At 61.5% G+C, this 22,955-nt stretch carries 21 protein-coding genes; 8 read left to right on the top strand and 13 right to left on the bottom strand.

Annotation, left to right across the window (positions count from 1 at the left end):
- The first annotated feature begins 42 nt into the window (after nt 1-42).
- Nucleotides 43-555, top strand: coding sequence for a dihydrofolate reductase (locus tag JFT44_RS03360; protein ID WP_057440396.1), 513 nt, complete (start codon nt 43-45; stop codon nt 553-555).
- Nucleotides 556-650: 95 nt separating this feature from the next.
- On the opposite strand, the gene JFT44_RS03355 is transcribed toward JFT44_RS03360, so the two are convergent.
- Complete coding sequence (locus tag JFT44_RS03355) at nt 651-2,042, bottom strand: L-cystine transporter (protein WP_057960902.1); 1,392 nt, start codon at nt 2,040-2,042, stop codon at nt 651-653.
- Between the two features lie 242 nt (nt 2,043-2,284).
- Between JFT44_RS03355 and JFT44_RS03350 the strand changes: the two genes are divergently transcribed.
- From JFT44_RS03350 to JFT44_RS03340, 3 genes are all read left to right on the top strand, one after another.
- On the top strand, nt 2,285-3,343 hold the full coding sequence (locus JFT44_RS03350) for a phosphorylcholine phosphatase (protein ID WP_057960901.1): 1,059 nt from the start codon (nt 2,285-2,287) through the stop codon (nt 3,341-3,343).
- 125 nt (nt 3,344-3,468) lie between these two features.
- Nucleotides 3,469-3,723 (top strand): helix-turn-helix transcriptional regulator, encoded by a 255-nt coding sequence (locus tag JFT44_RS03345; protein ID WP_057960972.1) that lies wholly within the window; start codon nt 3,469-3,471, stop codon nt 3,721-3,723.
- Nucleotides 3,707-4,942: a type II toxin-antitoxin system HipA family toxin gene (locus JFT44_RS03340; protein ID WP_057960900.1), complete on the top strand. Its 1,236-nt coding sequence runs from the start codon at nt 3,707-3,709 to the stop codon at nt 4,940-4,942. The genes JFT44_RS03345 and JFT44_RS03340 overlap by 17 nt, the downstream gene beginning before the upstream one ends.
- Before the next feature lie 65 nt (nt 4,943-5,007).
- On the opposite strand, the gene ilvD is transcribed toward JFT44_RS03340, so the two are convergent.
- The 3 genes from ilvD to JFT44_RS03325 form a co-directional block, all read right to left on the bottom strand.
- On the bottom strand, nt 5,008-6,849 hold the full coding sequence (gene ilvD / locus JFT44_RS03335) for a dihydroxy-acid dehydratase (protein WP_057440393.1): 1,842 nt from the start codon (nt 6,847-6,849) through the stop codon (nt 5,008-5,010).
- Nucleotides 6,850-7,078: 229 nt separating this feature from the next.
- Nucleotides 7,079-8,278 carry an MFS transporter gene (locus JFT44_RS03330; protein ID WP_169989453.1) on the bottom strand — a complete coding sequence of 400 codons (1,200 nt, stop codon included), beginning with the start codon at nt 8,276-8,278 and terminating at the stop codon, nt 7,079-7,081.
- A 186-nt stretch (nt 8,279-8,464) separates the two neighbouring features.
- Nucleotides 8,465-9,661, bottom strand: coding sequence for a class I SAM-dependent rRNA methyltransferase (locus tag JFT44_RS03325; RefSeq protein ID WP_057960898.1), 1,197 nt, complete (start codon nt 9,659-9,661; stop codon nt 8,465-8,467).
- 279 nt (nt 9,662-9,940) lie between these two features.
- Between JFT44_RS03325 and JFT44_RS03320 the strand changes: the two genes are divergently transcribed.
- Both JFT44_RS03320 and mutM read left to right on the top strand, forming a co-directional pair.
- Nucleotides 9,941-10,753: an HDOD domain-containing protein gene (locus tag JFT44_RS03320; RefSeq protein ID WP_198799508.1), complete on the top strand. Its 813-nt coding sequence runs from the start codon at nt 9,941-9,943 to the stop codon at nt 10,751-10,753.
- Between the two features lie 21 nt (nt 10,754-10,774).
- Entirely contained in the window at nt 10,775-11,587 is an 813-nt protein-coding gene (mutM, locus tag JFT44_RS03315) for a bifunctional DNA-formamidopyrimidine glycosylase/DNA-(apurinic or apyrimidinic site) lyase (protein WP_057440389.1), read from the top strand.
- 122 nt (nt 11,588-11,709) lie between these two features.
- Here mutM and JFT44_RS03310 read toward each other — a convergent pair whose 3' ends face one another.
- The 5 genes from JFT44_RS03310 to JFT44_RS03290 all read right to left on the bottom strand — a co-directional run bounded on the left by JFT44_RS03310 (nt 11,710) and on the right by JFT44_RS03290 (nt 16,313).
- Nucleotides 11,710-11,961, bottom strand: coding sequence for a YfhL family 4Fe-4S dicluster ferredoxin (locus tag JFT44_RS03310; protein WP_003213796.1), 252 nt, complete (start codon nt 11,959-11,961; stop codon nt 11,710-11,712).
- 103 nt (nt 11,962-12,064) lie between these two features.
- Nucleotides 12,065-12,544: a pantetheine-phosphate adenylyltransferase gene (coaD, locus tag JFT44_RS03305; protein ID WP_003176711.1), complete on the bottom strand. Its 480-nt coding sequence runs from the start codon at nt 12,542-12,544 to the stop codon at nt 12,065-12,067.
- Between the two features lie 114 nt (nt 12,545-12,658).
- Complete coding sequence (locus JFT44_RS03300; protein ID WP_057960897.1) at nt 12,659-14,254, bottom strand: GMC family oxidoreductase; 1,596 nt, start codon at nt 14,252-14,254, stop codon at nt 12,659-12,661.
- A gap of 57 nt (nt 14,255-14,311) precedes the next feature.
- Nucleotides 14,312-14,857, bottom strand: a complete 546-nt coding sequence (locus JFT44_RS03295) for a twin-arginine translocation pathway signal protein (protein ID WP_169960102.1) — start codon at nt 14,855-14,857, stop codon at nt 14,312-14,314.
- 28 nt (nt 14,858-14,885) lie between these two features.
- On the bottom strand, nt 14,886-16,313 hold the full coding sequence (locus JFT44_RS03290; RefSeq protein ID WP_057960895.1) for a coniferyl aldehyde dehydrogenase: 1,428 nt from the start codon (nt 16,311-16,313) through the stop codon (nt 14,886-14,888).
- A gap of 147 nt (nt 16,314-16,460) precedes the next feature.
- On the opposite strand from JFT44_RS03290, the gene JFT44_RS03285 reads away from it, so the two are divergent.
- Entirely contained in the window at nt 16,461-17,132 is a 672-nt protein-coding gene (locus tag JFT44_RS03285) for a TetR/AcrR family transcriptional regulator (RefSeq protein WP_029300622.1), read from the top strand.
- 33 nt (nt 17,133-17,165) lie between these two features.
- Nucleotides 17,166-18,020, top strand: a complete 855-nt coding sequence (locus tag JFT44_RS03280; protein ID WP_057440387.1) for a sulfurtransferase — start codon at nt 17,166-17,168, stop codon at nt 18,018-18,020.
- A gap of 23 nt (nt 18,021-18,043) precedes the next feature.
- On the opposite strand, the gene JFT44_RS03275 is transcribed toward JFT44_RS03280, so the two are convergent.
- From JFT44_RS03275 to JFT44_RS03260, 4 genes are all read right to left on the bottom strand, one after another.
- The gene (locus tag JFT44_RS03275) at nt 18,044-19,042 is read right to left on the bottom strand and encodes a hydrolase (protein ID WP_198830353.1); all 999 of its coding nucleotides are present in this window, start codon (nt 19,040-19,042) and stop codon (nt 18,044-18,046) included.
- 206 nt (nt 19,043-19,248) lie between these two features.
- On the bottom strand, nt 19,249-19,866 hold the full coding sequence (gene rsmD, locus JFT44_RS03270; protein WP_057960893.1) for a 16S rRNA (guanine(966)-N(2))-methyltransferase RsmD: 618 nt from the start codon (nt 19,864-19,866) through the stop codon (nt 19,249-19,251).
- Entirely contained in the window at nt 19,866-21,356 is a 1,491-nt protein-coding gene (locus JFT44_RS03265; RefSeq protein WP_057440386.1) for a pitrilysin family protein, read from the bottom strand. The genes rsmD and JFT44_RS03265 overlap by 1 nt, the downstream gene beginning before the upstream one ends.
- Nucleotides 21,349-22,704: a pitrilysin family protein gene (locus tag JFT44_RS03260; RefSeq protein ID WP_057440385.1), complete on the bottom strand. Its 1,356-nt coding sequence runs from the start codon at nt 22,702-22,704 to the stop codon at nt 21,349-21,351. Before JFT44_RS03260 ends, JFT44_RS03265 begins: the two co-directional genes overlap by 8 nt.
- Between the last annotated feature and the right edge of the window lie 251 nt (nt 22,705-22,955).

Genomic DNA, 22,955 nt, shown 5'->3' with positions numbered 1-22,955 from the left:
GGAGCATAACCGCTGGCCCGCGCCTCTGGTATTCTCGTCGCCATGAAAAAAACTCTCCCTTTAAGCCTGATCGCAGCCCTCGGTGAAAACCGCGTGATCGGCGTCGACAACAGCATGCCCTGGCATTTGCCGGGGGATTTCAAATATTTCAAGGCCACCACCCTGGGCAAGCCGATCATCATGGGGCGCAAGACCTGGGATTCCCTGGGTCGACCGTTGCCGGGTCGCTTGAACATTGTGGTCAGCCGTCAGACCGATTTGGTGCTCGAAGGTGCGGAAGTTTTTCCGTCCCTCGATGCAGCCGTGGCGCGGGCCGAGGCCTGGGCGTTGGAGCAGGGCGTGGATGAGCTGATGCTGATCGGCGGCGCGCAGCTGTATACGCAGGGGCTGGAGCAGGCGGATCGCCTGTATTTGACGCGGGTGGAGTTGAGCCCGCAAGGGGATGCGTGGTTTCCGCAGTTTGATACCCGCCAATGGAAGCTGGTGTCGAATGTGCAGAATCCGGCTGAAGGTGACAAGCCGGCCTATAACTTCGAAGTTTGGGAAAAAGCCTAAAAGCATCGCGGGCAAGCCCACTCCCACAGTTGACCGATTTTTACTGAAGAAACCGGTTCAACTGTGGGAGCGGGCTTGCCCGCGATAGCGGTCTATCAGGCCTGCGCCAACTCAGCATGCTCATCGGCATTGAGCAGCTCTTTATCCGTCTGCTGCATGATCTGGCTGGTAATCGCCCCCGCCGTCATCGAACCATTCACGTTCAACGCCGTACGGCCCATGTCGATCAGCGGCTCCACGGAAATCAGCAGCGCCACCAACGCCACCGGCAAGCCCATGGCCGGCAGCACGATCAGCGCGGCAAACGTCGCACCGCCGCCCACGCCCGCTACACCGGCCGAGCTCAGGGTCACAATCGCCACCAGGGTGGCGATCCACAGCGGGTCCAGGGGGTTGATGCCCACGGTTGGCGCCACCATCACGGCCAGCATCGCCGGGTACAGGCCGGCACAGCCGTTCTGGCCAATCGTCGCGCCAAACGAGGCGGCGAAGCTGGCGATGGACTGCGGGATGCCCAGGCGGCGGGTCTGCGCTTCGATGCTCAGCGGGATGCTCGCCGCGCTGGAGCGGCTGGTGAAGGCAAAGGTCAGCACCGGCCATACCTTGCGGAAGAAGCGCAGCGGGTTGATCCCGGCCAGGGACAGCAGCAGGCCGTGGACCACGAACATCAGCCCCAGCGCCAGGTAGGACACCAGCACGAAACTGCCGAGCTTGATGATGTCTTGCAGGTTGGAACTGGCGACCACTTTGGTCATCAGCGCCAGTACGCCGTAAGGGGTCAGCTTCATCACCAGGCGCACCAGGCGCATCACCCAGGCTTGCAGGGTGTCGATGGCGTTGACCACTTTCTGACCTTTTTCCACGTCGTCCTTGAGCAGTTGCAGCGCGGCAACCCCCAGGAACGCGGCGAAGATCACCACACTGATAATCGACGTCGGCTTGGCCCGGGCCAGGTCGGCGAACGGGTTTTGCGGGATAAACGACAGCAGCAACTGCGGGATATTCAGGTCGGCGACCTTGCCTGCGTAGTCACTCTGGATCACCTGCAGGCGCGCCAGCTCCTGGGTGCCGGCCACCAGGCCTTCGGCGGTGAGGCCAAACAGGTTGGTCAGGCCGATACCGATCAGCGCCGCAATGGCGGTGGTGAACAGCAGCGTGCCGATGGTCAGGAAACTGATCTTGCCCAGGGACGCGGCGTTATGCAGGCGGGCCACGGCGCTGAGGATCGAGGCGAACACCAGCGGGATCACGATCATCTGCAACAGTTGCACATAACCATTGCCCACCAGGTCGAACCAACTGATCGAGGCCTTGAGTACCGGGTGACCAGCACCATAAATGGTGTGCAGGATCACACCAAAAACCACCCCGAGCACCAGTGCCAGCAGGACCTTCTTGGCCAGGCTCCAGTGGCTGTGACGGGTTTGGGCCAGGCCTAGCAGTAACGCCAGGAACACCAGCAAATTGAGAATCAGCGGCAGATTCATTGAAGCTCCAATTAAATGGCTGCCAGTCGCCTGAGCGTGCGACTGCGAACCGGAAAGCCTAACAGCTTGAAATATATTGATTTAATACCTTTATGGAATGACTACTGTCGTTTTTGGAATAAGGCTTTGGCGCCCAGACGTATGCCGGTGGCGGTATCAGGACGCAGACGGTCGTGCTGGTGCCGGGAACGGTCATAAGGATTTGTTAGCGTTTATGCCTTTCACTCAGGGAGAAAACGCACATGAAGCTCGCGCCGAGACTGTTTGCCGCCGCGCTATGCCTGGGGCTTGTCAGCCAGGTCATGGCCGCCACCGAGTTGAAACACTGGCCGGCACCCGCCGCCAAGCAACTCAACGAAATGATTGCCGCCAACGCCAACAAGGGCAATTACGCGGTGTTCGACATGGACAACACCAGCTACCGCTTCGACCTCGAAGAGTCACTGTTGCCGTACATGGAAAACAAGGGCCTGATCACCCGCGACAGTCTCGATCCGTCGCTCAAACTTATGCCGTTCAAAGACACTGCTGACCATAAGGAAAGTCTGTTCAGTTACTACTATCGCCTGTGCGAAGTGGACGACATGGTCTGCTACCCGTGGGTCGCCCAGGTGTTTTCAGGCTTTACCCTCAAGGAACTCAAGGGCTACGTCGATGAGCTGATGGCCTCCGGTAAACCGGTGCCGGTCACCTACTTCGAAGGCGACGTGGTGAAGAACATGGAGGTGCAGCCGCCGAAAATCTTCACCGGCCAGACCGAGCTGTACAACAAGCTGATGGAAAACGGCATCGACGTGTACGTGATGACCGCTGCCTCTGAAGAGTTGGTGCGCATGGTCGCCTCGGATCCGAAGTACGGCTACAACGTCAAGCCGCAGAACGTCATTGGCGTCAGCCTGTTGCTCAAGGACCGCAAGACTGGCGAGCTGACCACCGCCCGCAAGCAGATCAGCGCCGGCAAATACGACGAAAAGGCCAACCTCGGCCTGGAACTGACCCCCTACCTGTGGACCCCGGCAACCTGGATGGCCGGCAAGCATGCGGCGATCCTCACCTACATCGACGAGTGGAAAAAACCGGTGCTGGTCGGCGGCGACACCCCCACTAGCGACGGCTACATGCTGTTTCACGATGTGGACGTGGCCAAGGGTGGCATCCACTTGTGGATCAACCGCAAGGACAAGTACATGACCCAGATTAACGGCATGATGGCCAAGCATGCGGCGGCCCAGGCCAAGGAAGGGTTACCGGTGACGGCGGATAAGAACTGGGTGATCGTCAAGCCGGAGGCGATTCAATAAGGCCCCGCCACAGAGTTGCCAGGCTTTACCGTTGGGTGTAGAAAGGACCATCACGCTTTAATGCATTGTATGCGGTGCATTTGAGTGATTTTTCATGTTTTGCATTGTATAGGATGCAATTTAGCGTGGATGAATTAGGTCTTTTAATCAAACAATTGCGTAAAGCCGCTGGCCTCTCACAGACCCAGCTTGCGCAACGGCACGGGATGAGTCGTGCAACCATCTCTGGGATCGAGAACAACAGCATCCCGGAAGTGGGGATTCGCAAGGTTGCCGCGATCCTTGAGGGCTTGGGATACGAATTGACCGCGACTCCCAGGCGTCGGCGCATGACGCTCGATGAGCTGAAATCAGGACGCATCCATGACCAGGCACAATGACCGACTGTCCATCGGCACTGGTGGTGTGGTGGCAGGAACACTCGGCCGGAGCGAAGAAAACAGGCACGATTCGGTTTTCTCGTATAACGATGCGGTGGCCGAAGAGAATGCCGTCTCCTTGACGATGCCGGTGCGCCTGGAGAGTTACAACTGGGAGTACGGCATCCATCCGCTGTTCGAGATGCACCTTCCCGAGGGGTATCTCAAAGACGAGCTCGTGCGGCGTTTCAGCAAGTCAGTACGCGGCTTCGACGACCTGGCATTGCTGGGTATCGTTGGGCCACACCAGCTTGGCCGAATCAGCATTGTCCACGCTGGCGGTGAGGCATCGCTGCCGCAGATCAACCTGTCTGAACTGTTGGTCCATGACGGGGCAAACGATCTCTTCAGTGACCTATTGCGAACCTACGCCGCCTACTCCGGGGTTTCGGGCGTTCAGCCGAAAGTGCTGGTGCGCGATATTGACGAGATGGCGCCTGATATGGCGCGGTTTACCCACCGGGGTGTCACGCACCTGGTGAAGGCGTTCAATGAACAAGACTTCCCTCAGTTGGCGGCCAACGAGTTTTTTTGCATGCGGGCGGCATTGCACTGCGGCCTTGAAGTGCCGGTTTTTCAACTGAGCAAAAACGCGAAATTCCTTGTTGTGCAACGGTTCGACGTCAGTGATGGCGCCTACCTCGGGTTTGAGGATATGTGCGTTCTGTCAGGGTTGGCGACGCGCAGGAAGTACGACGGGACTTACCAGGGATGCGCCAGGCTGATCAAGTCTTATGTCACGCCAAGCCGGGTAACCAAGGCGCTGGAAGATTTTTTCATGATGGTGGCGCTCTCTGCCGGTATCCAGAATGGTGACGGGCACCTGAAAAACTTCGGTGTGCTTTATGAGAACTGTGCCGAAGAGGCTGACATCTGGCTCGCGCCGGCCTACGACCTGGTGACCACCACGGTCTACCAGGGCAGCGACATCATGGCCCTCTTGCTGGACGGTTCTAAGGCCTGGCCCAAACGCAAGATGCTGGTCCAGTTCGGTCGCCGTTCGTGCAATCTGACAGAGGCGCGCTGCAATGAGTTGCTCGCCAGGGTGCAGGATGGCATGAGCCGCGCAATGACGGAGCTTTTGGCCTATCGAAGTACTCATCCCGCGTTTGAAGGGGTGGCAGACAAGATGGTTGCTGCATGGTCGGCAGGTTTGGCCAGGAGTATCGCCCCGGGGTAATTTGCGCGATTTCTTCGGCGCAAAAAAATGCCCCGCACTTGGCGGGGCATTTTTATGGGCGGGGCTTACAGGCCGTCGAGCATGGCCTTGTTACGCACTGCACCCTTGTCGGCACTGGTGGCCAGCAGGGCGTAAGCCTTCAGGGCGGTGGTGACTTTGCGCGGACGCTTCTCCACCGGCTTCCAGCCTTTCTTGTCCTGCTCGACCCGGCGTGCCGCCAGTTCTTCATCGCTGATCAACAGGTTGATCGAGCGGTTCGGAATGTCGATCAGCACCTTGTCGCCATCCTGCACCAGGCCAATCGCGCCACCGGCAGCGGCTTCTGGCGAAGCGTGGCCGATGGACAGGCCCGAAGTACCGCCGGAGAAGCGCCCGTCGGTCAGCAGCGCACAGGCTTTGCCCAGGCCCTTGGACTTCAGGTACGAGGTCGGGTAGAGCATTTCCTGCATACCCGGGCCGCCTTTCGGGCCTTCGTAGCGGATGATTACGATGTCGCCTTCTTTCACTTCGTCGGCGAGGATGCCGCGTACCGAGCTGTCCTGACTTTCGTAGATCTTGGCGCGACCTTCGAACACATGGATCGACTCATCCACGCCAGCGGTCTTCACCACGCAGCCGTCGAGGGCGATGTTGCCGTACAGCACAGCCAGGCCGCCTTCTTTGGAGTAGGCGTGTTCGACACTGCGGATGCAGCCATTTTCACGGTCGTCGTCCAGGGTGTCCCAACGGGTCGACTGGCTGAAAGCAGTTTGCGTCGGGATGCCAGCCGGGCCTGCCTTGAAGAAGGTGTGCACGGCTTCGTCGTCAGTCAGGGTGATGTCCCACTTGGCGATGCCCTCGGCCAGGGATTTGCTGTGCACGGTCGGCAGGTCGGTGTGCAACAGGCCGCCACGGGCCAGGGAGCCTAAGATCGAGAAGATCCCGCCGGCGCGGTGCACGTCTTCCATGTGGTACTTCTGGATGTTCGGCGCGACCTTGCACAACTGCGGCACGTGGCGGGACAGGCGGTCGATGTCGCGCAGGTCGAAGTCGATCTCGGCTTCTTGCGCTGCGGCCAGCAAGTGCAGGATGGTGTTGGTGGAACCGCCCATGGCGATATCCAGGGTCATGGCGTTTTCGAACGCCTTGAAGTTGGCGATATTGCGCGGCAATACCGACTCATCGTTCTCGGTGTAGTAACGCTTGCACAGCTCGACGATGGTACGGCCGGCCTGCAAGAACAACTGCTCGCGGTCGCTGTGGGTGGCCAGGGTCGAACCGTTGCCCGGCAAGGCCAGGCCCAGGGCTTCCACCAGGCAGTTCATCGAGTTGGCGGTGAACATGCCGGAGCACGAACCGCAGGTCGGGCAGGCGCTGCGCTCGTATTCCGCGACCTTCTCGTCAGAAGCGCTGGAATCGGCGGCGATGACCATGGCGTCAACCAGGTCCAGGCCGTGGGAGGCGAGCTTGGTCTTGCCGGCTTCCATCGGGCCGCCAGAGACGAAAATCACCGGGATGTTCAGGCGCAGGGCGGCCATCAGCATGCCAGGGGTGATCTTGTCGCAGTTGGAGATGCAGACGATGGCGTCGGCGCAGTGGGCGTTGACCATGTATTCCACGGAGTCGGCGATGATCTCGCGGCTCGGCAGGGAATACAGCATGCCGTCATGGCCCATGGCGATGCCGTCATCCACGGCGATGGTGTTGAATTCTTTTGCTACGCCGCCAGCACGTTCGATCTCGCGGGCGACCAGTTGGCCCAGGTCCTTGAGGTGGACGTGGCCCGGTACGAATTGGGTGAACGAGTTGGCAATCGCGATGATCGGCTTCTTGAAGTCGTCATCTTTCATCCCCGTGGCACGCCACAGTGCGCGGGCGCCGGCCATGTTGCGGCCATGGGTGGATGTTTTCGAGCGGTAATCTGGCATTGGAGCACTCCGGGCGGCTAATCAAGTACTAAAGGGGAGTGAGCTTCTAATTGACGACTGGAACACCCGAAAAATGGCCGTGTGTCCGGAAGTTGCCACTCGCGTCGCGGGATCGCCGCTTGCTTGGGCCTCGAGCTCATAAACCCGCCGGGGGATGACTGGCGATGAATAGGGTCGATTCTACACCGCTGGCGTCGGGAGGGAATGGCGAGAAGCATGTCCCGGGGCTTTATCGCCCGACCCTCGTATTTGTCAGCCAGCCCCAGAGGCTGAAGGCGATGAAGCTTGCGGCAATGGTCATCAGCAAATGCGTTCCGGTTTGCGCAAGGGCGGCGCTGCTGATCGCGGCCGTGAGGAACATGATGCTGTTGCCCGCCGAGGCGGCCGTGCCCGCGCTGCTTGAGAACAACAGCATCGCCGCCGAAATCGCCGCCGGGCGCACCAGGGTCACGGCCAGGGCGCTGATCAGCATCGGGATCAGCAGGGTTATGGTGGTGATGGCGTCAAGGCTGACGATCAGCATCAGTAGCACACCGGCCACCAGCAGTAACCCCAGGCCGATATTGATTTGCCGGGACAGCGAGATGCGTTTTTGCAGAAACGAGGCCGCCACGCCGCCCAGCAGATAGGCCACGCCGTAGACCATCAGCACCAGGGCGTACTGGTATTCGGAGAGTTTCAGCCCATCCATGAACATCAGGGGGGTGACACTGATCAAGGCGAAGTAGCAGGCGAACACCAGTGCGGCGATCCACCAGTAGCGCAGGAAGTCCCGGTTGCCGGCCACGGCTTTCAAGGTGGCGATGATCGACACCGGTGCGCGATGGGGGCTGGCGGACTTGGACGGCAGGATGCACAGCGCATGGATCAACATGGCCAATGCCATCACTGCGAACCCGTAGAAGCTGCCTTGCCAGTCAAAGGTGGTTTGCAGCCAGGAGCCGATCAGCGGCGAAAGGGCGACGAACGAGCCGCTCAGGGTCATGTAATACAGGCGCACGCGAGCCCGGTCCTGCTCCTCGAACAGGTCTTCCACCAGGGCGTGGCCCAGCACGAAGAAGCCACAGCCCATGGCCTGCACGCTGCGAAACAGCAGGAAGGTCAGGTAGTCCGATGCCAGCGTGCAGCCTATAGCCCCGAGGATCGACAGTGTGATGCAGCCAAGCAGGACTTCCTTGCGCCCCCATTTATCCGAGAGTGGGCCGGCGATCAGTTGGGAGACCGAAAAAACCAGGGTAAACAGGCTGATGGACAGCGCGACATTGGCGCTGGGCGTGTCGAACCTGGCGGCGAGGGCCGGAAATGAAGGCAGCAGGATATTGATCGGGAAGAAGCTGATCAGGGCAATGCAGGTGATGAGGATGAAGCGGGAAAGATACTGGCGTTTGGCTGGGCCATCGAGGACGGGCGAGCAGGTGGAGTCAGACATTGTTTTTGTTTTCCGCAGTGAAGCCAGAAACCGATACTAGTCTGCAAAAAGTGGAATTCAATCAAAACCTTTGAAGGAAATTTCCTGGGGAGCGCGCGGCTTGCGACGGTAGGAAAAATCTTTCTGACACTGCACAAAAAAGGTGGGAGCTGGCAAGCCCACTCCCACCTTTGATCTGCATGTTACTTAGCTATTGGGCAACAACCGGCACGTAATGCTCTTGATGTAGCGCGTCTCGGCAATCGCCGGGTGCACCGGGTGGTCCGGGCCCTGGCCACCACGCTCCAGCATCTGGATATTGCGGTCCAGGTGGCGGGCGCTGGTCAGCAGGATGTTTTGCAGGTCGTCTTCCGGCAGGTGCATGGAGCACGAGGCGCTGACCAGGATGCCGTCCTTGCTGAGCAGGCGCATGGCTTGCTCATTGAGGCGGCGGTAAGCGCCTTCGCCGTTTTTCATGTCTTTTTTGCGTTTGATGAAGGCGGGTGGGTCGGCGACGATCACGTCGAAGCGCTCTTCGCTGGCTTTCAATTCTTTCAACGCTTCAAACACGTCGCCTTCGATGCAGGTCATCTTCTCGGCAACGCCGTTCAGCGCGGCGTTGCGCTCTACGCCATCCAGAGCAAAGGCCGAGGCATCGACGCAGAACACTTCACTGGCGCCAAACGCGGCAGCTTGCACGCCCCAGCCGCCGATGTAGCTGTACAGGTCGAGCACGCGCTTGCCTTTGGCGTACGGGGCCAGGCGTGCACGGTTCATGCGGTGGTCGTAGAACCAGCCGGTCTTCTGCCCCTGGATCACCGGGGCTTCGAATTGCACGCCGTTTTCTTCCAGGGCAACCCATTCAGGGACCAGGCCGAACACGGTTTCGACGTAGCGGTTGAGGCCTTCGGCGTCGCGCGCGGCGGAATCGTTCTTGAACAGGATGCCGCTGGGCTTGAGTACTTGGGTCAGCGCGGCGATCACGTCTTCTTTATGGGCTTCCATGGTCGCCGAAGCGATCTGCACCACCAGGATATCGCCGAAACGGTCGACCACCAGGCCCGGCAGCAGGTCGGAGTCGCCGTAGACCAGGCGGTAGAACGGCTTGTCGAACAGGCGGTCGCGCAGGGACAGGGCGACATTCAGGCGGTGCACTAGCAGCGACTTGTCCAGCGGCAACTTGATGTCGCGCGACAGCAGGCGCGCGCAGATCAGGTTGTTCGGGCTCATGGCCACGATGCCCAGGGTCTTGCCGCCGGCCGCTTCGAGGATGGCCTGGTCGCCTGCCTGGAAGCCGTGGAGTGGGGTGGCGGCCACGTCGATTTCGTTGCTGTAGACCCACAGGTGGCCGTTGCGCAAACGACGATCGGCGTTGGCTTTGAGACGCAGGCTTGGCAGGGACATGACGTCGCTCCGGAAAAAAGAGCGGGAGTATACCCTTTGCGCGCCCGTTCATGTGGGCGCTGGCTTGCCTGCGATGCAGACGGCGCGGTGTATCTGACGTACGGCGGCGATGCAATCGCAGGCAAGCCAGCTCCCATATTGGATCGGGGTTCGGTTCGGGTTTTTGAGGTGTCGGTCAGCTTTGCTTAGAGGTTAGAATTCGCGCCTAGTCCAGAGTATGTACCTATGTCCCAAGAGCTTTCCGCCGAACAGATCCAACAGGCCCTGCAAGGCATCAGCGTGCCGCCCCAACCGCAAATCATGGTGGATTTGCAGATGGAGCAGTACATGCCCGATCCGGACCTGGAGGTGATTGCGCGGCTGATCTCCCAGGACCCGGGCCTCTCCGGCTCGTTGCTGAAAATCGTCAACTCGCCGTATTACGGCCTGAGCAACAAAATTGCCTCGATCCAGCGCGCGGTGAACCTGTTGGGCAGCCGCTCGATCGTCAACCTGATCAACGCCCAGTCGATCAAGGGCGAGATGAGCGATGACACCATCGTCACCCTCAACCGGTTCTGGGACACCGCCCAGGACGTGGCGATGACCTGCCTGACCCTGGCCAAGCGCACCGGCTCCCAGGCGGTAGACGAAGCCTATGCCCTGGGGCTGTTCCACGATTGTGGCGTGCCGCTGATGCTCAAGCGTTTCCCGGACTACATGAGCGTGCTGGAAGATTCCTACGCCAAGGCGGGGCCCGATTGTCGGGTGGTCGACACCGAGAACCGCGCGTTCCACACCAACCATGCGGTGGTGGGCTATTACACCGCCAAGTCCTGGCGCCTGCCGGAGCATGTGACCAACGCCATCGCCAACCACCACAATGCCCTGGCGATTTTCAGCGATGAGTCGGCGCGTAACAGCCCGCTGAAAAACCTGCTGGCGATCCTGAAGATGGCCGAGCATATCTGCGCGTCCTATCGGGTACTGGGCAACCAGACGGTGGACCATGAATGGGACAGCATCGGCCACCTGGTGCTGGATTACGTGGGCCTGTCGGACTACGACTTCGAGAACCTGAAGTTGTCGATCCGCGAGTTGGGCGCGCACTAACCTTTCTATCGCGAGACGAATATGCCTGAGCTGCCAGAAGTCGAAACCACCCGGCGCGGAATTGCGCCGCACCTGGAAGGCCAGCGGGTCAGCCGCGTGGTGGTGCGTGAACGGCGCCTGCGCTGGCCGATCCCCGAAGACCTGGATGTGCGCCTGTCCGGGCAGCGCATCGTGCTGGTGGAGCGGCGGGCCAAGTACCTGCTGATCAACGCCGAAGTCGGCACCTTGATCAGCCACTTGGGCATGTCGGGCAATTTGCGCCTGGTGGAAGTCGGTCTACCGGCAGCCAAGCATGAGCATGTGGACATCGAGCTGGAGTCGGGCCTGGCCCTGCGCTACACCGACCCCCGGCGCTTTGGCGCGATGCTCTGGAGCCAGGACCCGCACAACCACGAACTGCTGCTGCGCCTGGGGCCGGAGCCGTTGACCGACCTGTTTGATGGCGAGCGCCTGTTCCAGCTCTCCCGTGGGCGCTCGATGGCGGTCAAGCCGTTCATCATGGACAACGCGGTGGTGGTGGGGGTGGGCAATATCTACGCGACCGAGGCGCTGTTTGCCGCGGGGATCGACCCGCGCCGGGAGGCCAAGGGCATTTCCCGTGGGCGTTACCTGAAGCTGGCGATCGAGATCAAACGCATCCTCGCGGCCGCCATCGAGCGCGGCGGTACGACATTGCGCGACTTTATCGGTGGCGATGGGCAGCCGGGGTATTTCCAGCAGGAACTGTTCGTCTACGGCCGGGGTGGCGAGGCGTGCAAGGTCTGCGGGAGCGAATTGCGCAATGTGATGTTGGGGCAGCGGGCGAGTGTGTTTTGCCCCAAGTGCCAGAGCTGATTGTGTGTGACGGCGGTTGCCGTCATCGCGGGCAAGCCCGCTCCCACATTTTGCTTTGTGAATACCTTCAAGTGTGGGAGCTGGCTTGCCTGCGATGAGGCCCGCCCAGCCACCACAAGGTCTCAGGCCTTGCCGGTAATCAACCGGTACTTCTCCATCAACTGCTCTTCAGTCTCAGGGTGTGCCTCATCCAGCGGGATGCAATCGACCGGGCACACTTGCTGGCACTGGGGTTCGTCGTAGTGGCCGACACACTGGGTGCACAGGTTGGGGTCGATCACGTAGATCTCTTCACCCTGGGAAATGGCAGCGTTCGGGCACTCGGGTTCGCAGACGTCGCAGTTGATGCAATCGTCGGTGATGATCAGGGACATGGAAACTCCTGCCAGGGCGCTCTGCCAAGGCATCTGAAAAACTAATGCGCGCAATTGTGCCGCATTGGCGCCCGCAGTGCGAGCGGGCGCCGGTCGAGCGGTCTTACTTCTTGAAGCGCAGCGTCAGCGCATCGGCGACCGCAGGGTGCACAAACTTGGTGATATCCCCGCCCAATGCCGCGATTTCCCGGACCAGGGTCGAAGAAATGAACGAATAACGTTCCGACGGCGTAAGAAACAGGCTCTCAACGTCCGGCGCCAGTTGGCGGTTCATATTGGCCAGCTGGAATTCATACTCGAAGTCCGACACCGCCCGCAGCCCGCGCAGGAATACATTGGCGTTCTGCTCCTTGGCGAAGTGTGCCAGCAGCGTCGAAAAGCCCACCACTTCCACGTTAGGCAGGTGCTTGGTGACCTCACGGGCCAGCTCCACGCGCTGTTCCAGGGGAAACAGCGGGTTTTTCTTGGGGCTGGCCGCGACCGCGATGATCACATGGTCGAACAAGCGCGAGGCGCGTTCGACCAGATCGCCATGGCCTTTGGTAATCGGGTCGAAGGTACCTGGGTACAACACTCGGTTCATCGCGTCGTCCTGGCGGAGTCCGTTGGGGAACCGGATGGTATCGCAGCCATCCCGGTCGGCCAAGTCAACTTATTCAGAAGAAAGCACTATAGACACCGCGAATACCTGGTTTTTTCATGCTGTTTTCAGACGTTCGGCCAGCGCCGTCGCCAGTTGCGCGGTCAGGCCGTACACCGAAAGCTGGGGGTTGGCGCCGATACTGGTGGGGAACAGCGAGCCATCGTGGATCGACAGGTTGCGCAGTTGGTGATGCCGGCCAAGGCTGTCGGCCACGGCATTTTTCGGCTCTTCGCCCATGGCGCAACCGCCCATCACATGGGCGCTGCCCAGGCAGGTGCGATGCAGCTCCAGGTTCAGGCCGTCGATCAGGCTGCGGGCCTCGGCCAGTGTGCTGACGTAGCGCGCATCGTGGTGCAGTGGCTTGACCGACTTGGCGCCGGCGGCGAACTGGATCTCGGCCATGCTATGAAACGCCCGGCGCAGGCCGTCCCAGGCGTAGGGCGAGACCTCATAGTCGAGCACCGGCGTGCCATCGCCGCGCAGGCCGACGCTGCCGCCCTGGCTGTCGGGGTGGAAGCCGTCCCGCAGCAGCGCCAGCATCGCGTGGGTCTTGGGCAACTGGCTCATGTCCAGGGCGTTTTGCGTGCCATACCCCCCGAACAACGTGCTGGCCAGCGCCGGGTGCAAGGGTGGCGCTTCGAGCTTGTAGGACATTTTACCGGTGGTGCCGTCCTGCCATTGGAAGTGGTCGGAGTAGATCGACTGCGGCGCGCCGTAGAACGGGTTGATCACCTCATCGAACAGCCCCGCGGAAAAATTCACCAGATGCAGGAAGGTGCGCTTGCCCAGGCGCGAATGCGGGTCGGGTGCGTCCGAGCGCATCAACAGCGCGGGGCTGTTGATGCCGCCGCCGGCCAGCACGTAATGCTTGGCTTTGACCGTGATCTTGCGGCCGGTGGGCGCGACGCAACGGGAGTCCATGGCCACGCATTCGAGGCTGGTGATGGTATCGCCACTGAACTTCAAGCGCTCGGCGCGGGCCAGGTAGAGCAATTCGCCGCCTTGCTCCAGGGTCGAGGGAATGGTGGTCACCAGCATTGATTGCTTGGCGTTGACCGGGCAGCCCATGCCGCAATAGCCCAGGTTGAAGCAGCCGCGCACGTTGCGCGGGATCACATGCCAGCTGTAGCCGAGCTTTTCGCAGCCTTTGCGGATCACATCGTTGTTGGGGTTGGGCGGCAGGGCCCAGGGTGCGATGCCCAGGCGCTGCTCCATCTTTTCAAACCACGGCGCCATCTCGGCGCTGCTGTGGCCCTTGACCGCGTACTCGCTGGCCCAGTGAGCCAGGGTCGGGTCGGGCGTGCGAAAGCTCGAGGTCCAGTTGATCAGCGTGGTGCCGCCCACGGCGCGGCCCTGCAGGATGGTGATGGCGCCGTCCTTGCTCATGCGCCCGATGCCTTCCTGATACAGGCTGGCGTAGGCCTCGTCTTCCAGCAGCTTGAAATCGCTGCTGGTCTTGAGCGGGCCTTCTTCGATCAACAGCACTTTGTAGCCAGCGGCGCTGAGGATTTCTGCGGTGGTGCCACCGCCTGCGCCGCTGCCGATGATCGCGACATCGGCCTCCAGCACCAGGTCCTGGTCGAGGGCGGCGCCGTTATGGGTCTTCCAGCCGCGGGCCATGCCATCGCGGAACACATCAGGTACGGGCATCAGCTTGTTCTCTTATTGTTATGGCTACGGAGTGGCTATCAACGTGGGTTACCCAGGCTAGATCCTCGGTGGCCCGGGGTACCCGCAATGGGCCCAGGACTCGGGCCGGAAGTACCAGGCCATGATCACCAGCTTGAGCAGCGAGCCCTGGCCCATGCGCAGCAGGTTGAGGAAGCTGTTTTCCCAGCGATGCAGGAAGTTGCGGATCTGCTCGCTGCTGGCGTTTTCCCAACTGCCCCAGATGCCGGTCAGCGGGCCACGGGTGACGGCCATGCCCAGTACGTCGAACAACTGCTGGGTCAGCTTGAACATCTCCGGCGACAGGTGCTGCAGGCTGTAATCGAGTTTTTTCAGGGTGTCTTCAATGCCTGCCGCCACCACCTCGGCGCTGGCCGCGCCTTCGAGCAACACCGGGATCACTGCGCGCAAAAACGGCAGGTCGCTGTTGCGCAACATGGCAAAGCCGCTGGCGGGGGTACTGCTGGAGCAGCCGCTGAGGCTGGCGCCAAGGCCGGCGGTGGCCAGGAAGGCGCTGGCGCACAGGCCGATTTTCAAGACGCCGCGCCGCGACAGCGTGGGTGATTCAGTCAGGCTAGGGTTCATTTTTATTGTTGTCCCGGTGGTAACGGTTTTAGCGCACGAACAGCTTCTGGATCAGTTTCTGGATGGCTTTGCCATACGGCGGGTAAATCAGCTTGGCCGCATTCAGGCGCTGTTTGATCAGCACCCCCTTGGCCTTGCTGAAGGTGAGAAAACCCTCATGGCCATGGTAGTGGCCCATACCCGACGGGCCGATGCCGCCAAACGGCATATCGTCCTGGGCCACATGCAGCAGGGTGTCGTTCAGGCACACGCCGCCGGAATGGGTTTCGTGGAGTACGCGATTCTGTTCGGCCTTGTTGTAGCCGAAGTAATACAACGCCAGCGGGCGCGGGCGCTGGTTGATGTAGGCAAAGGCCTGGTCGATGCCGCGATAGGGCACGATGGGCAGCACCGGGCCGAAAATCTCGTCCTGCATCACGGTCATCTCATCGCTGACATTCAGCAGCAGGCTATGGGCCATGCGCCGGGCCTGGCCCTGGTCGTAGAGCGGCAACAGGGTCGCGCCCTTGTCGGTGGCGTCCTTGATGTAGGCATTGAGCCGGGCGAGTTGTCGCTCGTTGATGATTGCGGTGTAGTCCGGGTTGTCGGCCAGGGTCGGATAAAACCCGCGTACCGCCTGGGTGTAGGCCTCGACGAAACCGTCCACCCGGTCTTCGGGAACCAGCACGTAGTCCGGCGCCACACAGGTTTGCCCGGCATTCAGCGCCTTGCCGAATGCGATCCGTTCGGCGGCGTCTTTGAGTGGTACATCGGCCGAGACAATGGCTGGGGATTTGCCGCCCAGCTCCAGGGTGACTGGGGTCAGGTGCTCGGCGGCGGCGCGCATCACATGCTTGCCGATGCTGGTGGCCCCGGTGAACAGCAGGTGATCGAACGGCAGCTTGGAGAACGCCATGCCCACTTCGGCTTCGCCGAGCACCACGCACACCAGGTCGTCGGGGAAAATTTGCGCCAGCAGGGTCTTGAGCAGTTGGCCGGTGGCGGGGGTGGATTCGCTGAGCTTGAGCATCACCCGGTTACCCGCCGCCAGCGCGCCGACCAACGGCCCTATGGCCAGGTACAGCGGGTAGTTCCAGGGCACGATCACCCCGATAACGCCCAGGGGCTGATAGATCACTTTGGCAGATGCCGGCTGGAAGGCTATACCTACAGCGCGGCGCGATGGTTTCATCCAGCCTTTGAGGTGTTTGCTGGCGTAGTGAATGCCGTGCAGGCTGGGCATCAGTTCGGCGAATAGGGTTTCATCGGCGCTGCGATGGCTGAAATCGTTGCTGATGGCCTCGATCAGCGCCTGGCGCTCATCGCTGAGCAGGTCACGCAATGCCTTGAGCCACTGCTGGCGCTGCGCCGCTGGCGGCATCGGGTTGGCCGCGTAGGCGCGGCGCTGGGCAGCGAACAGGTCCTGGAGCTGGTCCAGCGCCTGGGAATCTTGCAGGTAGGCAACATTGGCAGACATGGCGCAGTTCCCGAATATTATTGGAGTACCTGGGTTTTTAGAGTCATTGCTCTAATTTGTCAAATGCCTTCGCAGTAACATGCAGTTTTATCCTGGCAAGGATAGACCGTAAGATGTTTGCATCAGGATTCAAGAAGCCGATACCCCATGGCACCACGAGTAAAGACCAGCGAACGCATCGTGCAAACCAGCCTGGAGTTGTTCAACCAGCAGGGCGAGCGCAGCATCAGCACCAACCATATTGCCGCCCATATGGAAATATCCCCGGGCAACCTGTACTACCACTTCCCGAACAAGCAGGCGATTATCGCGGTGCTGTTTCGCGAGTATGAAGCCCTGGTGGACAGCTTCCTGCGCCCGCCCCAGGGGCGCGCCATGGTGGTCGAAGACAAGCGTTTCTACCTGCAGGCGGTACTGGCCGGCATGTGGCGCTACCGTTTTTTGCACCGTGACCTTGAGCATCTGCTGGAGAGCGACCCGGAGCTGGCCACCGGCTACCGGCGTTTCTCCCAGCGCTGCCTGATTCAGGGCGGCGCGATTTACCGGGGGTTTGTCGAGGCCGGGATCCTGAACATGGACCCGGTGCAGACCGAAGCCCTGACCCTCAATGCCTGGATTATCCTCACCTCCTGGGTGCGCTTTTTGTGCACCACCAACGAGAACTCCGCACACCTGAGCGCCGAGGCGATCAAGCGCGGGGTGTACCAGGTGCTGGTGCTGGAGGCGGGGTTTATCACGCCACAGGCCAAAGAAGCCGTGGACGCGTTGTTCAAGGAATTTTACGTGCCGTTAAGTCAGGCACTGGAAGAAGTGAAGTAGGCCCTTTCCCGAACGTATTTCCAGGAGTCCGTTATGCCGCTTGCACAACTGATCAGCCCGCAACAACTGGCCGAGCGCCAGCAGCACGCAGGCTTAGTCATCCTCGATTGCCGGTTTGCCCTGGAAGATCCGGATTACGGGCGTTGCAGCTATGCCGAAGGGCATATCGAGGGGGCACAGTATGCCGATCTGGAACGCCACCTCAGCGGGCCGGTGACTAAAGGCGTGACTGGACGCCATCCGCTGCCGGCACCCGAGGCGCTGGTCCAGCAGTTGCGGGCCTGGGGCATCCATGCCGACAGCGAAATCGTGCTGTATGACGATGGTCCTGGCGCATATGCCGCCCGTGCCTGGTGGCTGCTGGCCTGGTTGGGCAAGCGCGACGGGGTGTCGATCCTCGATGGTGGCCTGAAGGCCTGGCACAGCGCCGGTTTCCCTTTGAGCCTGGATGCGCCGGGCACCGAGCCGGGGACCTTTGCTGGCACTGCCGACTACGACCTGCTACTGGACGCAGAGCACCTGCAAAAACGCCTGGGCCAGCCGGGCCTGACACTGATCGACGCCCGGGCCTTGCCGCGCTTTCGCGGTGAGGTGGAACCCATCGACCCGATTGCCGGGCATATTCCCGGCGCGCAATGTGCGGCGTTCAGCGAGAACCTGGGCAGTGACGGGCGCTTCTTGCCGGTGGAGCAGCTCAAGCAGCGGTTTGCCGACAAGCTGCAAGGTCGTTCGCCGAATGAGTTGGTGGCGTATTGCGGCTCGGGCGTGACGGCGTGTCACAACCTGTTTGCCCTGAGCCTGGCGGGGTATCCGTTGGGCAAGTTGTATGCGGGGTCGTGGAGTGAGTGGATCAATGATCCGCAGCGGGCAATTGCTACTGGCGACTGATTTCACCAGGCAAGCCAGCCACATTATTTATCGAGTTGAGACAGCAGCCATTGCGGGATCCGCCGCTCCAGGTAGTACCCGGGCTGTTTCAGCGAACCATCGACAAACCCCACGTGACCGCCCTTGGCCTGCAATTCAAACTCGATGCAGTCCGACAGTTCACTGGCCTGGGGCAGGCTGTGGGCAAACACAAAAGGATCATCTGCCGCCTGGATGATCAGCGTCGGTGTGCGAATCGCCCCGAGGAAGTAACGGCTCGACGCCCGCCGGTAATAGTCCTCGGCACTCAGGTAGCCATGCAGTGGCGCAGTGACGCGCCCATCGAAATCCCAGAACGTGCGCATCTTTTCCAGGGAGCCCAGCTCGGCCAGGGTTTTCAGTGCTTCTTCGCGACCATCCTGTAGGAATTGGCGCTGCTTGACCCGGATATAGCCGAGCATCTCGCGCATGAAGTGCTTCTGATAGACCCGTGAAAAGCCCAGGCCGATACGGTCGGCGCACTGGTCCAGGCGAAATGGTACCGACACCGCGGCCGCGCCTTGCAGGCCGGAGTTGTCGCCGGTTTCGCCCAAGTGCTTGAGCAACACATTGCCGCCCAGGGAGTAACCCACGGCATACAGCGGCGCCAATGGGCGCTTGGCCCGCAGGTGCGCGATGGCGGCCGCCAGGTCTTCACTGGCCCCGGAGTGATAACTGCGGGCCAGCAGGTTGGGTTCGCCGGAACAACCACGCCAATTCAACGCGACACTGGCCCAGCCCTGACTGGCCAGGGCTTTTTGCAGGCCGGCGACGTAGGGCGAATTGGACGAGCCGGTCAGCCCATGCAGCATCAGTACCAGGGGCGCATGCGGGTCGTGGGGGCCGTGCCAGTCGAGGTCGAGGAAGTCGCCATCCTCCAGCCATAGGCGCTCGCGTTGGCGTTCGAGGTGGGTGGTGGGGCGCCAGAGCGGGCCCCACAACGTTTGCAGGTGAGGGTTGCCGAGGCCGAAGGCGGGGGTGAAGCGGTGGGAGGGTTGCGGCACGATGGGTGGTCTCGACACTGCTTTAATGTTGGCTGCGTATTTTGTGGCTGTGGCTGTGGCTTGTGGCTATGGCTGTGGCTGTGGCTGTGGCTGTGGCGAGCGGGCTTGCCCGCGTTGGACTGCGCAGCAGTCCCATTTTCTAGGGTCGCTGCGCAACCCAACGCGGGCAAGCCCGCTCGCCACAGTAAAGTGGCTTGCCACGTTATTTAGTCAGCGGTCTGGACCGTACGTTGCCACAACGCGTAATACACCCGCCCGGATTTTTGTTCGCGGTGCAGGCGCCAGTTGCCCGGCAGGCCCAGGGTCGACGGCGCGGTTTCGCTTTCGGTGTAGACCCAGGCGTCATCGGCCAGCCACTGGCGCTCTTCCAGCAGCGCGCAGACGGTTGGCAACAGGTTCTGGTTGAACGGCGGGTCGAGGAACACCACGTCGAATGCACTGGCTGGCTGGGTTTCCAGGTAGCGCAGGGCATCGGCGGTTTGGACGTGACCGGTGGTGCAACGCAGGGTGCCCAGGTGTTCGCGCAGGCTGGAAACCGCCACGTTGCTCGCGTCCAGGGCCTGACCCAGGGCGGCGCCACGGGACAGGGACTCGAGGAACAGCGCGCCGCTGCCGGCGAACGGGTCAAGCACCTTGGCCCCTTCGATGTACGGCGCGAGCCAGTTGAACAGGGTCTCGCGGACCCGGTCCGGAGTCGGGCGCAGGCCCACGACATCGGGGAAGCTCAGCTTGCGGCTGCGCCATTGGCCGCCAATGATGCGCAGCTGGCCCACACCGTTATGCACGTTATGGACAGGTTTTTTAGGGCGGGATGGACTAGCCATTAATGCTCCGGAACCCCGAGCGGCTGCTCGGCAGGTTTATCAGTGGGGGGCGGTAGTGGCTTTTGCGCGGTGGTGGGACCAGCGGTCACGATCACCATTTTATCGCTGCTCAAGTGCTTGTTCAGTGCAGCCTTGACCTGTTCGGTAGTCAGGGCCTGGGATTGCTTCATGAAGTCTTCCAGGTAGTTGAGCGGCAGGTTGTAGAAACCCATGGCGCCCAGTTGCCCGACGATATCGGCGTTGCTCGCAGTGGACAGCGGGAAGCTGCCGGCCAGTTCGCGCTTGGCGTCATCCAGTTCTTTTTGCGTCGGCCCGGTCTTGAGGTAGTCGGCCAGCACTTGTTCCACCAGGCGCAAGGTGCCGCCGCTCATCTCGGCGCGGGTCTGCAGGTTGATCATGAACGGACCACGCACCTGCATCGGCGAAAAGCCCGAGTACACGCCATAGGTCAGGCCGCGCTTCTCGCGCACTTCGCTCATCAAGCGAGTGCCAAAGCCACCGCCGCCAAGGATCTGGTTGCCCAGGGACAGGGCCGCGTAGTCCGGATCGGCGCGGTTGATGCCCAGTTGTGCGAACAACAGGTGCGTCTGCTTGGAGGGAAACTCGATATGCCCCAGGCCGGCCTTGGGCTCGGTCGGCTCGGCGATCTTCGCCAGTGCCGGGCCCTTGGGCAGGGATGCGGACACCTTGGCTGCCATGGCTTCGGCGTCGGCACGGGACAGGTCGCCGACCATCGCGATCACCGCGTTACCGGCGGCGTAGGCCTTGGCGTGGAATGCCTTCAGCTGTGCCTGGGTAATGGCCGGAACGCTCTCGGGCGTGCCTTCGCTCGGGTGCGCATAGGGATGATCGCCGTACAGGCGCTTGAACAGCTCGATGCTCGCCAGCTTGCCCGGGTTCTGCTTCTGGTACTCGAAGCTGGCCAGCAACTGGTTCTTGATCCGCGCCAGGGAGTCGGCCGGGAAGGTCGGCTGGCCGATCACCTGGTCAAACAGCGTGAGGGCGGCCTCGCGCTTGTCGGCGGCACTGAGGCTGCGCAGCGACACCAGCGCCATATCGCGGTAGGCGCCGTTGCTGAAATCCGCCCCCAGGCCTTCAAAACCGGCGGCAATCTGCCCCACATCCTTGCCCGGCACGCCTTCGTTGAGCATGGCGTTGGTCAGCAGGGCCAGGCCCGGCGTGTTGCCGTCCTGGCTGCTACCGGCAGCGAACAGGATGCGCATGTCGAACATCGGCAGTTCGTGGGCTTCGACGAACAGCACCTTGGCGCCTTCGGCGGTGTTCCAGGTCTGCACGTTGAGCTGGCGGTTGGTTGGGTTCTTGCCGTCCAGTTCTGCCAGGGATTGCAGGGTCTTGCTGGACTTGGCCTGCTCCAGCGCCGGGCTGGCAACGGAGTCGTCCGGGCGACCGATATACACCGCGACTGCCGCCACCAGAGTCACGACGATCAGGCCAGGCAGCACCAGGCGGTTGTTTTTGCGATCACTCATGAGTGCTCTCCTGTGGCATGACATGGGCGACACTCAGGCGTTCGCGGGTGAAATACGTGCGCGCGGCCTTCTGGATGTCTTCGGGCGTCACGCTTTGCAGTTCGGCAAGCTCGGTGTCCATGAGTTTCCACGACAGGCCGACCGTTTCCAGGGAGCCAATGGCTGTGGCCTGGCTGGTGATGGAGTCACGCTCGTAGACCAACCCGGCAATGACCTGGGCGCGAATACGCTCCAGTTCCTCGGCGGTCGGTGGCTTGGCCTTGAGTTCATCCAGCAGGCGCCAGAGCCCGGCTTCGGCCTGGGCCACGGTTTTCTTCTTCTGCTGGTTGGGGGTGGCGCTCAAGGTGAACAGGCTGTCGCCCCGGGTGTAGGCGTCGTAGCTGGTCGAGGCAGCCGACACCAATTCTTCACCGCGTTCCAGCTGGCTCGGGATGCGCGCGCTGTAGCCGCCATCAAGCAGTGCCGAGATCAGGCGCAGGGCGTTGACCGAGCGCTTGTCTTCGGCGGTGGCCAGGCCGGGTACGTTGAAGCCGAGGATGACGCTCGGTAGCTGCGTCTGCACATGCATGGTCAGCAGGCGTTCGCCTGGTTCGGCCAGCTCCAGGGGCTTTTTCGCCGGTGGCACGTCACGCTTGGGGATCGGGCCGAAGTAACGCTGGGCCAGGGTTTTCACCTCGTCCGGGGTCACGTCGCCGACCACCACCAGGGTGGCGTTGTTCGGCACATACCAGGATTGGTACCAGTGGCGCAGTTCCTCGACCTTCATGCGGTCCAGGTCGGCCATCCAGCCGATGGTCGGCGTGTGATAGCCGCTGGCCGGGTAGGCCATGGCCTTGAAGCGTTCGAAGGCCTTGGACATCGGGTTGTCATCGGTGCGCAGGCGGCGCTCCTCCTTGATGACTTCGATCTCGCGGCTGAATTCGTCGGCCGGCAGGCGCAGGGTGGCCATGCGGTCGGCTTCCAGCTCCAGGGCCACGCCCAGGCGGTCGCGGGCCAGCACTTGGTAGTAGGCGGTGTAGTCGTCGCTGGTGAAGGCGTTCTCTTCGGCGCCCAGGTCGCGCAGGATCAACGAGGCTTCGCCGGGGCCGGTCTTGGAGCTGCCCTTGAACATCATGTGTTCCAGGGCGTGGGACAAACCGGTCTGGCCAGGGGTTTCATAGCTGGAGCCGACCTTGTACCAGACCTGCGAGACCACCACCGGGGCGCGATGGTCTTCGCGCACGACGACCTTGAGGCCGTTGTCCAGGGTGAATTCATGGGTGGGTTGTGGGTCGGCAGCCAAGGCTGAAAGGGGCAGACAAACTGTGCTGAGCAGCAGGCCTGCGGCGCGGCGGGCTAGAGCATTCATTCGTTTTTAAACCTGTTGGGCTGCCCGCTTGGTCTTAGCGTCGGCGGGCGAGGAGGTGCTAGGATACTGATCCGTATTAGCGGCGGCCACTGCGGCTGTCATATCGTTTCGGATCCAGTCGTCGTAAAGATGGAGTTATCCGTGGGTTTCCCCGGTTTTAATTCGCTTTTCGCCGATTTTATCGCTTCAGTCCTATATTGAATCGATTTGTTGAGGCTGTATTCACGCCTCACAAAATGCTGCGCATGAAC

Origin of the sequence: Pseudomonas sp. MF5691 (assembly GCF_016405645.1) — a bacterium.
In the GTDB taxonomy this organism is placed as follows: domain Bacteria; phylum Pseudomonadota; class Gammaproteobacteria; order Pseudomonadales; family Pseudomonadaceae; genus Aquipseudomonas; species Aquipseudomonas shahriarae.
The sequence above is the reverse complement of the archived record's forward strand: the minus strand, read 5'-3'. Positions and strand labels throughout refer to the sequence as shown.